14 protein-coding genes are annotated in these 15,931 nt (G+C 66.5%); all 14 read left to right on the top strand.

The features are described 5' to 3' along the window. Positions 1-2: 2 nt before the first annotated feature. The gene (gene moaCB, locus WDC87_RS03190; protein ID WP_072167562.1) at positions 3-998 is read left to right on the top strand and encodes a bifunctional molybdenum cofactor biosynthesis protein MoaC/MoaB; all 996 of its coding nucleotides are present in this window, start codon (positions 3-5) and stop codon (positions 996-998) included. After that, positions 998-2,251 (top strand): gephyrin-like molybdotransferase Glp, encoded by a 1,254-nt coding sequence (gene glp, locus WDC87_RS03185; RefSeq protein ID WP_088496068.1) that lies wholly within the window; start codon positions 998-1,000, stop codon positions 2,249-2,251. Before moaCB ends, glp begins: the two co-directional genes overlap by 1 nt. Then, positions 2,251-2,511, top strand: coding sequence for a MoaD/ThiS family protein (locus WDC87_RS03180; RefSeq protein WP_065177647.1), 261 nt, complete (start codon positions 2,251-2,253; stop codon positions 2,509-2,511). The genes glp and WDC87_RS03180 overlap by 1 nt, the downstream gene beginning before the upstream one ends. 3 nt (positions 2,512-2,514) lie before the next feature. Further along, a complete protein-coding gene (locus WDC87_RS03175) occupies positions 2,515-3,015 on the top strand; it encodes a molybdenum cofactor biosynthesis protein MoaE (RefSeq protein WP_188240911.1) in 501 nt (166 codons plus the stop codon). 36 nt (positions 3,016-3,051) lie between these two features. Further along, positions 3,052-3,594, top strand: a complete 543-nt coding sequence (locus WDC87_RS03170) for a molybdenum cofactor guanylyltransferase (RefSeq protein ID WP_072167564.1) — start codon at positions 3,052-3,054, stop codon at positions 3,592-3,594. Then, positions 3,591-3,956: a hypothetical protein gene (locus WDC87_RS03165; RefSeq protein WP_053499740.1), complete on the top strand. Its 366-nt coding sequence runs from the start codon at positions 3,591-3,593 to the stop codon at positions 3,954-3,956. Before WDC87_RS03170 ends, WDC87_RS03165 begins: the two co-directional genes overlap by 4 nt. A 144-nt stretch (positions 3,957-4,100) precedes the next feature. After that, positions 4,101-5,519 carry a NarK family nitrate/nitrite MFS transporter gene (locus WDC87_RS03160; protein ID WP_053499738.1) on the top strand — a complete coding sequence of 473 codons (1,419 nt, stop codon included), beginning with the start codon at positions 4,101-4,103 and terminating at the stop codon, positions 5,517-5,519. A gap of 72 nt (positions 5,520-5,591) precedes the next feature. Further along, positions 5,592-9,335 carry a nitrate reductase subunit alpha gene (locus tag WDC87_RS03155; RefSeq protein ID WP_301655256.1) on the top strand — a complete coding sequence of 1,248 codons (3,744 nt, stop codon included), beginning with the start codon at positions 5,592-5,594 and terminating at the stop codon, positions 9,333-9,335. Continuing rightward, the gene (gene narH / locus WDC87_RS03150; RefSeq protein ID WP_065177652.1) at positions 9,335-10,879 is read left to right on the top strand and encodes a nitrate reductase subunit beta; all 1,545 of its coding nucleotides are present in this window, start codon (positions 9,335-9,337) and stop codon (positions 10,877-10,879) included. Before WDC87_RS03155 ends, narH begins: the two co-directional genes overlap by 1 nt. Further along, positions 10,879-11,559, top strand: a complete 681-nt coding sequence (narJ, locus tag WDC87_RS03145; protein ID WP_005416842.1) for a nitrate reductase molybdenum cofactor assembly chaperone — start codon at positions 10,879-10,881, stop codon at positions 11,557-11,559. The genes narH and narJ overlap by 1 nt, the downstream gene beginning before the upstream one ends. Next, on the top strand, positions 11,556-12,263 hold the full coding sequence (gene narI / locus WDC87_RS03140) for a respiratory nitrate reductase subunit gamma (protein ID WP_072167565.1): 708 nt from the start codon (positions 11,556-11,558) through the stop codon (positions 12,261-12,263). The genes narJ and narI overlap by 4 nt, the downstream gene beginning before the upstream one ends. A gap of 3 nt (positions 12,264-12,266) precedes the next feature. Beyond that, positions 12,267-13,166 (top strand): peptidylprolyl isomerase, encoded by a 900-nt coding sequence (locus tag WDC87_RS03135; RefSeq protein ID WP_252745205.1) that lies wholly within the window; start codon positions 12,267-12,269, stop codon positions 13,164-13,166. 23 nt (positions 13,167-13,189) lie between these two features. Further along, a complete protein-coding gene (locus WDC87_RS03130; RefSeq protein ID WP_005416836.1) occupies positions 13,190-14,521 on the top strand; it encodes a nitrate/nitrite transporter in 1,332 nt (443 codons plus the stop codon). 195 nt (positions 14,522-14,716) lie between these two features. Next, positions 14,717-15,931 carry a coproporphyrinogen III oxidase gene (locus tag WDC87_RS03125; RefSeq protein WP_072167566.1) on the top strand — a complete coding sequence of 405 codons (1,215 nt, stop codon included), beginning with the start codon at positions 14,717-14,719 and terminating at the stop codon, positions 15,929-15,931.

Here is a 15,931-nt window from a genome sequence, read left to right as displayed (position 1 = left end):
CGATGAGTGGGGAATTGAACGCGGCCTTCCACATGGCCGATGTGCGCAACAAGCGCATCAGCCGCCGCCGTGCGGTGGCGGTGGGCGAGTTGCATGCCGGTCCAGTGGCCTATCCGCTGATCGTCGAGCGCCGCCTGCCCAAGGGCGATGCGCTGGTGATGGCCGAGATTGCAGGCCTGCAGGGTGCCAAGATGGCGTCGATGCTGATGCCGCTGTGCCATCCGCTGCCGCTGGAACTGGTGCAGGTGTTCTGCGCGCCGGTGCCGGAACGGCAGGCGATCCGCGTGTGGTGCGAGTGCGCCAGCGAGGCCCGCACCGGCGTGGAGATGGAGGCACTGGCCGGCGTCAACGCGGCGCTGCTGACCCTGTACGACCTGAGCAAGCCGGTGGAACCGGCGCTGCGCATCGAAGGCATCCGCCTGCTGTTCAAGGAAGGCGGCAAGCGTGGTGTCTGGCTGCACCCGGACGGCATGGACGAGGCCGAGCGTGAGCGTTTCAAACCGCGTGCGCCGAAGGGCCTGGAGGGCGCGGCCTGCGCGGTGATCACGCTGAGCGATCGCGCCAGCGACGGCACCTATGAAGATGTGTCCGGCCCGACCCTGGTGTCTGGCGTGGAAAAACTGGGGGGCGAGGTGGTAGCCGCCGAGGTACTGCCCGATGGCATCGAGCCGTTGGCGGGCCGCCTGCAGGCCTTGGCCGCCGAGGGCGTGCGCCTGTGCCTGTGTACCGGCGGGACCGGGCTGGGCCCGCGAGACCTGACCCCGGAGGCGTTGCGTTCCTTGAACGCGCGGCCGGTGCATGGCCTGGCGCAGATGGTGCGTGCACTGAGTGCACAGCACACGCCGATGGCCTGGCTGAGCCGCGCCGAGGTGGTGCAGCTGGGCAACATGCTGGTGTTTGCATTGCCGGGCAGCCCGAAGGCGGCGGCGCAGTGCCTGGACATCCTGGCGCCGGTACTGGGCCACGCACTGGCAATGGTCGAGGGTGGTGGCCACTGATGATTGCCTATAGCGAAGCCTTGCAGAACCTGCTGGACGCGGCCATGCCGCTGCCGGCTGAACATCTGCCGCTGCATGAGGCCGGCGGCCGCACTCTGGCCCGTGACATCCACAGCGCGCAGTCGCTGCCGCCGTTCGACAATTCGGCGATGGACGGCTTCGCGCTGCGCGCCGACGGCGCGACGTTCGAGGCCGGTACCGAGTTCGCGGTGCAGGGCTGGCAGGCGGCCGGCGATGCTGGCGCCGAAGGCGGCGAGGGTGCCTGGGAAATCATGACCGGGGCACGCATGCCGGTTGGGCTGGACACGGTGGTGCCGGTCGAGAATGTGGAGATCCTCGCCAGCGAGGACGGCCGCCCGACCCGCATTGCCCTGAAGGCATTGGTGAAGCCGGGCCAGAACGTGCGCCTGCGTGGCGAGGATGTAAGCGACGGCGAGCGCGTGCTGCAGGCCGGGCAGGTGCTGGATATCAACGCGCGCACCCTGCTGCATGCGATCGGCGTGGGCGAGGTGGCGGTGGTGGCAAGGCCAAGGGCCGCAGTGATCGCCACCGGCAAGGAGCTGGTGACCGAGGCGGCGCAGACGCTGGCGTCCGGGCAGATTCGTGACAGCAACCGGCCGTACCTGGTTGGCCGCCTGCAGGCCGCCGGTGCCGAGGTGGTCTGGCAGGGCACGGTGGGCGACGACGTGGCCGCCTTCAATGCAGTGCTGGATGAAGCGCTCGCCGCGGGCGCGCAGGTGCTGATCAGCACCGGCGCGGTGTCGGCTGGTCGGTACGATTTCGTTCCCGATGCGCTGCGCGGCCGGGGTGCGCGCATCGTGTTCCACAAGGTGGCGATCCGCCCCGGCAAGCCGTTGCTGTTTGCGGTGCTGCCCAATGGCGCGCTGTATTTCGGCCTGCCGGGCAATCCCGTCTCGGCGGCCGTGGGCCAGCGCTTCTTCGTCGAGCCGGTGCTGCGCCGCCTGCTGGGGCTGGCACCGGAGCCGGTGCTGACGTTGCCGCTGCAGGCCGACGTGCGCACGCCGCCGGGCCTGCGCTTCCACGCGCGGGCGCGGGTGGAAGTGGACGCGCAGGGGCGCCTGAGTGCGCGCGTGCTGTCCGGGCAGGAATCATTCCGTTTGATGTCCATGCTGCAGGCCAACGCCTGGGTGGTGTTGGAAGGCGAGGGCAGCGTGGCCGCTGCCGGCACGCCAGTGCGCGTGCAGGGCTGGGGTCATCAGGACCCGGTGCAGCTGGCGAGCCAGGAGCCGTGATGAGACAGGTGAATCTGCAGTTGTTCGGTGCGTTTTCCGATCTGGATGCAAGCCGTGAAATCGCGGTGGAGGTGGCTGGTGGCACCGTGGCCGATCTGCGCCAGGCGCTGCGCGAGCTGCTGCCACTGCGTTGGCCGGGTTTCCGTGCCGGCCTGCTGGATTACTCGGCATTCGCCGATCAGCAACGCGTGCTGCGCGACGACGAGGCGCTGCCCGACGATGGCCGGGTGGCGATCCTGCCGCCGGTGAGCGGGGGCTGAGCGATGAGCGAGACGATCATTGCCAAGGTGGTGTACCGCGCGCAGGCGGCGATCGATCCGGCCGAGGGCATCGCGGCGGTCTCCGATCCGGGCTTCGGCGGCATCGATGTGTTCATCGGCAAGGTGCGCGACGTCAACATCGGCCGGCCGGTGACCGGGATCACCTACGACCTGTTCGAGCCGCTGGTGTTGAACGAGTTCAAGCGGTTGGCCGCCGAGGTCGAGGCGACGTTTGGCCCGAAGCTGAAGCTGTATGTGGCCCATGCCAAGGGCCGGCTCGGCATCGGCGATGTGGCGGTGGTGGTGGCCGCCGGCAGCCCGCACCGTGACGAGGCATTCCGGGCCTGCCGGCAATTGATCGAGGTGGTCAAGCACCAGTGCCCGATCTGGAAGCAGGAACATTACGAAGACGGCGACAGCGCGTGGAGCGAGGGCTGCAGCCTCTGCCACGCGGACAGTGAACCTGCACATGCCCATGACCATGCGCACGATCATCAACATTGATGCCGGCGCAGCCACGCATGGCGTGGCTCTACTGCGATGAGCATCACCGGCATCGTGCTGGCCGGTGGCCTGTCCACCCGGATGGGCCGCGACAAGGCGCTGCTGCCGTGGCAGGGGCGCACGCTGCTGGAACACATGCGGGGCCTGTTGATGCAGGCTGGCGCACGCGAGGTCTGGGTCAGCGGAAATTACCCGGCGTTCGGCGGCATACCGGACCGCCTGGCACGTTGCGGGCCGCTGGGCGGGCTCTACAGCGTGGCGATGCGCATGCCCGATGGCCCGGCCTGGGTGGTGCCGGTGGATACACCGCTGCTGCCGCCGCGATTGCTACAGAAATTGCGTGACGGCCATCGCGGTCCATGCACGATCTTTGCGGGCCACCCCCTGCCCATGCTGGTGGATATAGACGATGCTTGCCGCAACGTACTTGGATCGATGCTGGATGACCCGGACGGCCCGCGCTCGCTGCAGGCCCTGCAGCGCCGTCTTGGCGTGAATTCCGTGGCCCTGGCGCCGGTTGACGAGGCCGGGCTGGTCAACTGCAATACCCCCGAACAATGGGAGGATGTTGCGTCATGAAAGTGCAGTTGCAGGACCAATCGGTACGGCTTCGCCTGGACGAGGCCGAACTGGCGCGCCTGCTGGCCGGTGAATCGGTCGAGAACATGACCCGCTTCGGCGGTATCGAGGGCTGGGGCATGGCGGTGTCGCTGCATGGCGGCGAGCGGCCGGTGCTGCTCGATGGTGGCACCTTCTGCCGCCTGGTGCTGCCGCGCCCGGCGGTTGAGGCCTTGGCGGCGCGGCTGCCGTGCCGGGATGGCCTGCCATTCGACATTGCCCTGGAAGATGGCAGCCGGCTTCAGCTGCAGTTCGATGTGGACGTGCGCGACAGCGTGCGCCAGCGCGGAGTCACGCGCCGCAATACCGCTTCATCGGTTTGACATTTGTCAGGGGCAGGGTGAAAACCGGCCCCTGATTGATCCAGATCAACCCCGTCGTAGTTGCCGCACGGCCTAATGGCTGCACGACGACGGGTCACAACTTGAAAGCAATACCCACGTCATTCCACAGCCTTGGAGCCATGTATGACCGTCGGTAGCGATCCTGTTGTCCGCAGCACTGCCCGTCCGGGTCGCGTCATCAGCGACTGGACGCCGGAGGACCCCGGCTATTGGGAGCGCACCGGCAAGCGGGTTGCCACCCGCAACCTGGTCATCTCGATCCCCTCGCTGCTGCTGGCCTTCTCGGTCTGGGTGCTGTTCTCGGCGGTGTCGATCAGCCTGCCGAAGATCGGCTTCAACTTCAGCACCGACCAGCTGTTCTGGCTGGTGGCGCTGCCCAGCCTGTCCGGCGCGACCCTGCGCATCTTCTATTCGTTCGTGATCCCGATCTTCGGCGGCCGCCGCTGGACCGCGCTGTCGACCGCCTCGCTGCTGGCGCCGACGCTCTGGCTCGGCTTTGCGGTGCAGGACCCGGCCACGCCGTACTGGGTGTTCGTGGCCATCGCGATCCTGTGCGGCTTCGGTGGCGCGAACTTCTCATCGTCGATGTCCAACATCTCCTTCTTCTATCCCAAGCAGAAGCAGGGCCTGGCGCTGGGCCTGAACGCTGGCCTGGGCAATGTGGGCGTGTCGGTGGCGCAGGCGGTGATCCCGCTGGTCATCACTGTAGGCGTGTTCGGTGCGCTGGGTGGTGCACCGCAGCCCACGGTGGAGGGTGGGGCACCGCTGTTCCTGCAGAACGCCGGCTTCATCTGGGTGCCGGCCATCGCGCTGTGCGCCATCGCGGCCTGGTTCGGCATGAACGACCTGACCAGCGCCCGCTCGTCGTTCTCCGAGCAGGCGGTGATCTTCCGCCGCAAGCACAACTGGCTGATGTGCTGGTTGTACATCGGTACCTTCGGTTCCTACATCGGTTTCTCGGCCGGCTTCCCGATGCTGGTGAAGAGCCAGTTCCCGGACGTGAACCCGCTGGCCTACGCCTTCATCGGCCCGCTGCTGGGCGCACTGATGCGCTCGGTGGGTGGCAGCATGGCCGACCGCTGGGGTGGCGCACGCCTGACCTTCTGGGTGTTCGCGCTGATGATCGCCGCGGTGTTCGGTGTGTTGCACTTCCTGCCCAGCGATGGCCAGGGCGGCAACTTCCATGGCTTCCTGCTCAGCTTCATGGCGCTGTTCGTGCTCAGTGGCATCGGCAACGGCACGACCTTCCGCATGATCCCGGTGATCTTCCGCACGCTGCATGAGCGCTGGTCGGCCAACGACAACGCCGAGGGCAAGGCTACCGCCGCGCACCAGGCCAGCATCGAGTCGGCTGCGGTGGTCGGCTTTTCCGGTGCGATCGGCGCCTACGGCGGTTTCTTCATTCCCAAGAGCTACGGCTCGTCCATTACGTTGACCGGCAGCCCCGACATGGCGCTGTACGGATTCGTTGTTTTCTATGTCACCTGCCTGGCCGTGACCTGGTGGTGGTACTACCGGCGCGGTGCCGAGACACCCTGCTGACGACATGAAAACGCACCGCAGCCAGATGACACACACAGCCACGATGCCGATGTCCGCAAAGGGAGATCCCCGATGAGTTATTTCCTCGATCGCTTGCAGTTCTTCAAGCGTGACCCCCAGACCTTTGCCGATGGCCATGGATTTGCCAAGAGCGAGGGCCGCGACTGGGAAAACAGTTACCGCGCCCGCTGGCAGTACGACAAGATCGTGCGGTCCACCCATGGGGTGAACTGCACCGGCTCCTGCAGCTGGAAGATCTACGTCAAGAACGGCCTGGTCACCTGGGAAACCCAGCAGACCGATTACCCGCGCACGCGTCCGGACCTGCCCAACCATGAACCGCGTGGCTGCCCGCGTGGCGCCAGCTACTCCTGGTACCTGTACAGCGCCAACCGGCTGAAGTACCCGCTGATCCGCGGCACGCTGCTGCGCCTGTGGCGCGAAGCGCGCAGGAGCAAGGCCCCGGTCGATGCCTGGGCCAGCATTGTTGAAGACAAGGAGAAGGCGCGTTCGTACAAGACCCGCCGCGGCATGGGCGGCTTCGTGCGCCTGCAGTGGGAAGAGGCCAACGAGATCATCGCCGCTTCCAATCTGTACACGGTGAAGCAGTACGGCCCGGACCGCGTGGTCGGCTTCTCGCCGATTCCGGCGATGTCGATGGTGTCCTACGCCGCCGGCGCGCGTTACCTGTCGCTGCTGGGCGGCGCCTGCCTGTCGTTCTACGACTGGTACTGCGATCTGCCGCCGGCCTCGCCGCAGATCTGGGGCGAGCAGACCGACGTGCCCGAATCGGCCGACTGGTACAACAGCTGCTACATCATCGCCTGGGGCTCGAACGTGCCGCAGACGCGTACGCCCGATGCGCACTTCTTCACCGAAGCGCGCTACAACGGCACCAAGACGGTGGCGATCTGCCCGGACTATTCCGAGCTGGCCAAGCTGACCGACCACTGGCTGCACCCCAAGCAGGGCACCGACGCTGCGCTGGCGTTTGCGTTCGGCCATGTGATCCTGCGTGAGTTCCATGTCGATTCGCCCTCGCAGTATTTCCAGGACTACTGCCGCCAGTACTCGGACATGCCGATGCTGGTGCGCCTGGAGCGCCGCGACGATGGCCGCCTGGTGGCGGGCCGCTTCCTGCGCGCCAGTGAGCTGGGCGGGCTGGGTGAAGCCAACAACCCGGACTGGAAGACCCTGGCCTACGACGAGAACAGCGGCCAGATCGTGGTGCCCAATGGCTCGATCGGTTTCCGCTGGGGTGAAAAGGGCCGCTGGAACATCGAAGAGAAGGCCAGCAATGGCGCCGACACGCGCCTGCGCCTGAGCTTGTCCGACGCCAATGACGGCATCGAGGCGGTGAGCTTCCCGTACTTCGGTGGCATTGAAAGCGACGGCTGGACCGCCGCACCGGCCGAAGACGTACTGGACCGCAACATTCCGGTGCGCCGCCTGGCCACGGTCGACGGCGGCGAGACGCTGGTGGCCACGGTCTACGATCTGCTGCTGGCCCAGTACGGCGTGGACCGTGGCTTTGGCGGCGGCAACGTGGCATCGAGCTTCGATGACAGGGTGCCGGGCACGCCGGCGTGGCAGGAGCGCATCACCGGCGTGTCGCGCGCCGAGGTGATCGAGATCGCCCGCGAGTTCGCGCGTACCGCCGACAAGACCCACGGCCGCTCGATGATCATCGTCGGCGCGGGCATGAACCACTGGTTCCACAACGACATGAACTACCGCGGCCTGATCAACATGCTGATCATGTGTGGTTGCGTGGGCCAGACCGGCGGCGGTTGGGCGCATTACGTGGGCCAGGAGAAGCTGCGCCCGCAGACCGGCTGGCAGCCGCTCGCGTTCGGCCTGGACTGGAGCAAGCCGCCGCGCCACATGAACGGCACCTCGTTCTTCTATTTCAACACCGGGCAGTGGCGTTACGAGAAGCTGCAGGTGGACGAGCTGCTGTCGCCGCTGGCCGATGCCCGCAAGTACAGCGGCAGCCTGGCCGACCTGAACCTGCGCGCGGTGCGCATGGGCTGGCTGCCGAGCACCCCGCAGCTGGACCGCAACCCGCTGCAGTTGGTACGCGAGGCCGAAGCGGCCGGCGTGGCCCCGGCGGACTACGCGCTGGGCAAGTTCAAGGATGGCTCGCTGGACTTCGCCTTCGCCGACCCGGACGCCAGCCAGAACCACCCGCGCATGATGTTCATCTGGCGCTCGAACCTGCTCGGTTCCTCGGGCAAGGGCCACGAGTACATGCTGCGGCACCTGCTGGGTACGCGCCACGGGCTGCAGGGCAAGGACCTGGGCGAAATGGGCGCAGTGAAGCCGCAGGAGGTGAAGTGGCGCGACGACGCGCCGGAAGGCAAGCTGGACCTGCTGGTCACGCTCGACTTCCGCATGTGCACCACCGCGCTGTACTCGGACATCGTGCTGCCGACGGCAACCTGGTACGAGAAGGACGACCTCAACACCTCGGACATGCACCCGTTCATCCACCCGCTGTCCAAGGCGGTGGACCCTGCGTGGGAATCGCGCAGCGACTGGGACATCTTCAAGGAGGTGGCCCGCACCGTGAGCGAGATGGCGCCGGGCGTGCTGGGCGTGGAGAAGGACCTGGTGCTGGTGCCGACCCTGCACGACACCCCCAACGAGCTGGGCATGCCGTTCGGCGTAGCCGACTGGAAGAAGGGCGAGTGCGAGGCCATTCCGGGCCAGACCATGCCGTCGATGACGGTGGTGGAGCGTGACTACCCGAACCTGTACCGCAAGTTCACCTCGCTCGGCCCACTGCTGGACAAGCAGGGCAACGGCGGCAAGGGCATGAGCTGGGACACGAAGCACGAGGTCGAGTTCCTCGGCAAGTTGAACCACACCGTGCACGAAGAAGGCATAAGCCAGGGGCGCCCGGCCATCTCGACCGCGATCGACGCGGCCGAAGTAATCCTGCACCTGGCGCCGGAAACCAACGGCCACGTGGCGGTGAAGGCCTGGGAATCGCTGGGCGCCTTCACCGGTCGCGAGCATACGCATCTGGCGGTGGGCAAGGAGCACGAGGCGATCCGCTTCCGTGACATCCAGGCGCAGCCGCGCAAGATCATCTCTTCGCCGATCTGGTCGGGACTGGAAGACGACAACGTCAGCTACAACGCCGGCTATACCAACGTGCATGAGCTGATTCCGTGGCGCACGGTGACCGGTCGCCAGCAGTTCTACCAGGACCACGAATGGATGATCGACTTCGGCGAGGCCTTCATGAGCTATCGCCAGCCCGTCAACACGCGCACGGTGGAGCCGCTGCTGAACCAGCGCCCGAACGGCAACAAGGAGATCGTGCTGAACTGGATCACCCCGCACCAGAAGTGGGGCATCCACAGCACCTACAGCGACAACCTGATCATGCAGACGCTGTCGCGCGGTGGTCCGATCGTGTGGATCAGCGAGGACGACGCGCGCAGTGCCGGCATCGTCGACAACGACTGGATCGAGCTGTTCAACGTCAACGGTGCGATCGCCGCGCGTGCGGTGGTCAGCCAGCGCGTGATGCCGGGCATGGCGATGATGTACCACGCGCAGGAACGCATCATCAATGTGCCGGGCTCGGAGATTTCCGGCACCCGCGGCGGCATCCACAACTCGGTGACCCGCATCGTGCTCAAGCCGACCCACATGATCGGCGGCTACGCGCAGCTGGCCTATGGCTTCAACTACTACGGCACCTGCGGAACCAACCGCGACGAGTTCGTGATCGTGCGAAAGATGGACAAGATCGATTGGCTGGACGATGAGGCAGTACCTGCAGCTGTAAAGGAGGTGGTGTGATGAAGGTCCGTGCACAGATCGCGATGGTGCTGAACCTGGACAAGTGCATCGGCTGCCATACCTGCTCGATCACCTGCAAGAACGTCTGGACCTCGCGCGAGGGCGTCGAGTACGCCTGGTTCAACAACGTGGAAACCAAGCCGGGCATCGGCTACCCGAAGGAATGGGAGAACCAGGACAAGTGGAACGGCGGCTGGGTGCGCAGCCGCGCCGGCAAGCTGGTGCCACGCGCAGGTGGCCGCTGGCGCATGCTGGCCAAGATCTTCGCCAACCCGGACCTGCCGCAGATCGACGACTACTACGAGCCGTTCGATTTCGACTACCAGAACCTGCACACCGCCAAGGACAGCCAGCACCAGCCCACCGCACGCCCGCGTTCGCTGATCAGTGGCGAGCGCATGCAGAAGATTGAGTGGGGCCCGAACTGGGAGGAGATCCTCGGTTCGGAGTTCAGCAAGCGCTCACGCGACTACAACTTCGACCAGGTGCAGAAGGAGATCTACGGCGCCTTCGAAAAGACCTTCATGATGTACCTGCCGCGCCTGTGCGAGCACTGCCTGAACCCGGCGTGCGTCTCGGCGTGCCCCTCGGGCGCGATCTACAAGCGCGAGGAAGACGGCATCGTGCTGATCGACCAGGACAAGTGCCGCGGCTGGCGCATGTGCGTGTCGGCGTGCCCGTACAAGAAGATCTACTACAACTGGAAGAGCGGCAAGTCGGAGAAGTGCATCTTCTGCTACCCGCGCATCGAGATGGGTGAGCCAACCGTGTGCTCGGAAACCTGCGTGGGCCGCATCCGCTACCTGGGCGTGATGCTGTACGACGCCGACCGCATCGCCGAGGCCGCTTCGGTAGCCGCCGAGAAGGACCTGTACCAGGCCCACCTGGACATCTTCCTGGACCCGAACGATCCGGCAGTGATCGCCGCCGCGCGCAAGGAAGGCATCCCGGACAGCTGGCTGGATGCGGCCAAGCAGTCGCCGGTGTACAAGCTGGCGATCGACTGGAAGCTGGCGCTGCCGCTGCACCCGGAATACCGCACGCTGCCGATGGTCTGGTATGTGCCGCCGCTGTCGCCGATCCAGTCCGCCGCCGAGCGTGGCCGCGTGGGCATGAGCGGCGAGCTGCCGGACGTGGCGTCGCTGCGCATCCCGATGCGCTATTTGGCCAACCTGCTGACGGCCGGTGACGAGGCGCCGGTGGTACGCGCGCTGGAGCGGCTGATGGCGATGCGTGCCTGGCGCCGGGCCAAGAACGTGGACGGCGTGGAAGACACCGCCGTGCTGGAACAGACCGGGCTAAGCATCGCCCAGGTGGAAGAGATGTACCGCTATCTGGCCATTGCCAACTACGAGGACCGTTTCGTGATTCCGACCGGCCACCGCGAGTACGCCAACGACGCCTTCGGTGAGCGCGGCGGCTGCGGCTTCAGCTTCGGAAACGGCTGCAATGGTGACAGCCCGGCGGACCTGTTCGGGCAGCGCAAGACCACCACCTTCGTGGTGGACAAAGGCCCGAACCAGCGCCGCAAGGAGGTGGTGTGATGAGCGTGCTCAAGCTGGTCGGGGTGTTGCTGGACTACCCCCGCGAGGAACTGTGGGAGCACGGCGAGGAGCTGCTCGCCGCCTGTGACGACCCGGCGCTGAACCCCGCCCGCCGCCAGCAGCTGCGCAGCTTCGTGCAGCAGCTGCTGGCCACCGATGCGCTGGATGCACAGGCGGCGTGGCTGGCCAGTTTCGACCGCGGCCGTTCGATGAGCCTGTTGCTTTTCGAACACATCCATGGCGAGTCGCGCGACCGCGGCCAGGCCATGGTCGATCTGGTCGAAACCTACCGCCGCAACGGCTTCGAACTGGATGCCCGCGAGCTGCCGGATTACCTGCCGTTGCTGCTGGAGTTCCTGGCCCACCGCCCCGGTAGCGAGGCCCGCGAGTGGCTGCACCACATCGGCCATATCGCCGGCATGCTGGCCGCGCGTGCCGCCGAGCGTGAGCTGCCGCACCGGGTGCTGTTCGAGATCCTGGTCGAAGCCGGTGACGGCAAGGCCGATCTGCAGGCGCTGCGCCAGCGTGCCAGCGAGGAAGTCCGCGACGATACCGCCGAGGCCATGGACCGCTTGTGGGAGGAGGAGGCGGTGCGCTTCGGCGCCGAAGCCCCTGCCGAAGACTGCAAGCCGCCCGTGCGTTCGCCGGCCCGTCCTTCGCATCGTGAGGTCCAGCCATGAGTTACTCCCTGCATCAATTCGCCTTCCAGTACTACCCGTACATCGCCGTGGCAGTGCTGCTGATCGGCAGCTGGGCCCGCTATGACAAGGCCATGTACACCTGGCGCACCGGCTCCAGTCAGATGCTGTCGGACAAGGGCATGCGGCTCGGCAGCAACTGCTTCCACATCGGTATCCTGGCCATCCTCGGCGGCCACCTGGTCGGGCTGCTGACGCCGCACGCGGTGTACGAGCACTTCATCACCTCCTCGCAGAAGCAGATGCTGGCGATGGTGGTCGGTGGTGTGTTCGGCGCACTGTGCTTCATCGGCATCAGCATCCTGCTGGTACGCCGCCTGTTCAATGCGCGTGTTCGGGCTACCGGCAGCTTCGGTGACACCCTGGTGCTGGTGCTGCTGTTCGCGCAGCTGTGCCTGGGCCTGTACAGCATCCGCGTCTCGTCCGGTCACCTGGACGGTGGGGTGATGGTGCAGCTGGCCGAGTGGGCGCAGCACATCGTGACCTTCCGTGCCGGAGCCGCTTATTACATCGAGGGCGTCAGCTGGGTCTACAAGATGCATATCTTCCTGGGCCTGACCCTGTTCCTGATCGCGCCGTTCACCCGCCTGGTGCACGTATGGAGCATTCCGATCAGTTACCTGTGGCGGCCCTACCAGGTGGTGCGCCGCCGTCAGGCCACGCTGCGCTATGGGCCGCGGGAGTAAACCATGCGCAGCCTGCCGAAATTCCTGCCGATTACCGTGATCGACTCCGCCGCACCGGTTCCCGCCGAGGCGCATTCGCACCACCATGACGCGGCGGCGCAGGGGCCGCGTTCGTTCGGGCAGCCGGCACCGTGCCGGCTGTTCGTGGACGAGACCGCGATCAGCGAGGCCGACATCGCCCGCGAGATGCAGCACCACCGGGCGATGCGCCCGCAACAGTCACGTGCCGAAGCGGCACGCGCACTGGTGGTGCGCGAACTGCTGCGCCTGGAAGCGCAGCGGCTGGGCCTGCAGGCGCCGGAGGGTAACCGGGTAAGTGACGAGGAAGTGCTGATCCAGCAGCTGCTGGAAGACGCGATCGAAGACCGCGTGCCGACCGATGAAGACTGCCGGCGCTACTTCGAGCAGAACCCGGAGCGCTTCCGCTCCCCCGACCGTGTGCGCCTGCGCCATATCCTGCTGGCCGCACCGGCCGACGACGTGGCCGGGCGCTTCGCTGCACGCACCGAGGGCGAGCGGCTGCTCGGACTGCTGAAGGAGTCGCCGCACCTGTTCGCCGATTTCGCCCTGCGTCATTCACGCTGCCCGTCCAGCAGCGAAGGCGGTGACCTGGGCTGGCTGCAGCGTGGGCAGACCACGCCGGAGTTCGACCGACAGGTGTTCCGCCTGCGCGAAGGCCTGGCCGGTTTCCCGGTGGAATCGCGCTGGGGCTACCACGTGGTCTGCGTCGATGCCCGCGAGGAAGGCCAGCCGCAGCCGTTCGAGGCCGTGCTGCCGCAGCTGCGTGACTACCTGGAGTTGCAGGTGCGGCAGCGCGAGGTGCAGGCCTACCTGCTGCAGTTGCAGGAACGCTACCCGGTGCGCGGGCTGGATGAGATCGAAGCCGAAGCGGATATCGGCTGAACCCCTTTGAACGAGGAAAATTCATGAACCAGGCCCTTGCCCCCGCCAGTGCCGGGCAGCAGCAACGTGCGCTGTGGCTGAGCACGTTCGCCTTCACCGTGTGCTTTGCGGTGTGGATGATCTTCTCGATCATTGGTATCCAGATCAGTCAACAGCTCGGTTTGAATGACACCCAGTTCGGTCTGTTGATCGCCACGCCGGTGCTGACCGGCTCGGTCAGCCGCGTCTTCCTCGGCATCTGGTCCGACCAGTTCGGTGGCCGCAAGGTGATGGTGCTGGTGATGCTGTGTGGTGCAGTCGCTACCTGGATGCTGACCTACGCACAGACCTACAGCCAGTTCCTGGTTGCCGCGCTGTGCGTGGGTATCGCCGGCGGCAACTTCTCGGTGGGCGTGGCCTACGTCTCGAAGTGGTTCCCGGCCAGCAAGCAGGGCACTGCGCTGGGCATCTTCGGTGCCGGCAACATCGGTTCGGCGGTGACCAAGCTGCTGGCGCCGCTGGTGATGGTGGCGGCCGGCTGGACCATGGTTGCCAAGGTCTGGGCCGTCGCGCTGGCGGTCACTGCGGTGCTGTTCTTCCTCTTCAGCAAGGAAGACCCGTCTCTGGAACAGCGCCGCCGCGAAGGCGTGAAGCCGGTGCCGTTCGCCGAGCAGATGGCACCACTGAAGAACCTGCAGGTATGGCGGTTCTCGCTGTACTACTTCTTCGTCTTCGGCGGCTTCGTGGCGCTGGCGTTGTGGCTGCCGCACTACCTGGTTGGCGCCTATGGCATGGACGTGGGCCACGCCGGCATGCTGGCGGCGTGCTATTCGATCCCGGCCAGCCTGTTCCGCGTGGTCGGTGGCTGGATGTCGGACCGGATGGGCGCGCGCCGGGTGATGTACTGGACCTTCGGCGTGTCGGCCATCTGCACCTTCCTGCTGGCCTACCCGGATACCGAGTATGTGGTGAAGGGTATCCACGGGCCGCTCCATTTCCATCTGGCCATCGGCGTGGTGATGTTCACCGTGCTGGTGTTCGTGCTGGGCTTCTTCATGTCGCTGGGCAAGGCCGCGGTCTACAAGCACATTCCGGTGTATTACCCCAGGCATGTGGGCGCGGTGGGCGGCGTGGTCGGCATGATCGGCGGCCTGGGTGGCTTCGTCCTGCCGATCGTGTTTGGCGCGTTGAACGATGCGGTGGGCATCTGGAGCAGCTGCTTCATGCTGCTGTTCGTGCTGGTGGCGGCTGCACTGGCGTGGATGCATTTCGCGATCCGCCGCATGGAACGTCGCCACTTCCCGCAGATCGACCGCGAAACCGACCTGCCCGAAGCCATCGACGCGGCTGCCGCCGAGCGGGTGCGCGGCGGGTGAAGGGTGCTGCCGGCCAGCGGCCGGCACTACCAGGACGATACGCGGCGGGTGAAGGGGTGATGCCGACCAGCGGCCGGCACGACCGAGTGGTGGGTGAAAGGGTAGTATCGGCCGCTGGCCGGCAGGAACCATCAGATGCGCCACGCTTGATTTCAATCAGGGCCACGCGAAGAGGAACGCCCGAAGATGTCTGCCATGAGCTTCCACGTTGACGAGAGCGAGGACACTGCGCTGCAGGCGGCATTGCTGCGGCAGCCACGGCACGTGCTGTTTCCGCCGGCTGACCAGTTCAGTACCGGCTTTGGCGAAAGCGGGTGGCGCGCCGCCGTGCGCGCCAGCAACGAGCACCTGATCCCGCGTGGTTTGACGCTCGGCTTCCAGGCGGGTCGTGGCGGGCGCGACGTGCCACCGCAGGCGTATCTGGACACCCTGCTGCTGGCGCTGCGCCTGCAGGCCGGCGCGCTGGCTGAAGATCGCGAGGTGGTGGCAATGGTGCTGCAGTTGGGGCTGGCCGAGACGCTGCCGCCACCACAGCTGGGCCAGCTGCTGGATGCCGTGCCGCAGTACTTGCGCACCGTGGCGCGGCCACAGGTGGAGGTGCGGCTGGACGCGGGCAGCGCGCTGGCGCCGGCACAACTGCGTGCGGTGGGCTGCACCCGCCTGAACGTGATCGATCGCGCCGATGCACCGGGGCCGACGCTGCTGGCGCATGCGCGACAGGTGGGCTTTACCGCGCGATGCTACCAGTTGCGGGTGCCCGGCAGCGCGGATACCGGCTTCATCGAACGACTGCATGAGGTGCTGGCCGAAGCGCCCGAGCGCATCCTGCTGCCGGCGCCTTGCGCGCTGCCAGAGCATCCCTCGGCGGCACGATGGCTGCAGAGTTGGCGCCTGCTGCGCGCAGCCGGCTACGAACCGATCGGTGGTGACCACTACCAGCGCGGCGACCTGCCGATCCCGCATGGCCCGGGCGATGGCCAGCGTCATTGTGACCTGGCCGGCGTGCCACGCCGCGACCGCAGCGATTTCATCGGGCTTGGGCTGTCCGCCTGCAGCCAGATCGGCGAGGTGTTCTACCGCCTGGAGGACGAACTGGGCGAATGGCGTGCGCGGCTGCAGGCCGGGCATATGGGCGTGTCTGCCGGATTGATCCTGTCCGAAGACGAGCGACTGGCGGCCGAGGTGGCGCAGAGTATCGCCTGCGATCACGCGCTCGATGCGGCTGCCTTCGAATGGCGCAACGATGAACCGTTCGAAGAATGCTTCGCCGGGCAGCTGCCAGCATTGGCACCGTTGCTGGCGCGCGGCTGGGCGCACTGGGATGCGCGCGTGCTGCGGCTGGCCGAAGAAGGGCGCCTGCTGTGGCGTATGATGGCCGCATGCTTCCGGCCGGCGGCCGCCATCGCTTGA

Source organism: Stenotrophomonas maltophilia group sp. Smal12, assembly GCF_037079935.1.
Taxonomy (GTDB): domain Bacteria; phylum Pseudomonadota; class Gammaproteobacteria; order Xanthomonadales; family Xanthomonadaceae; genus Stenotrophomonas; species Stenotrophomonas sepilia.
Note: the sequence above shows the minus strand (reverse complement) of the source record. Positions and strands in the feature narration are given on the sequence as shown.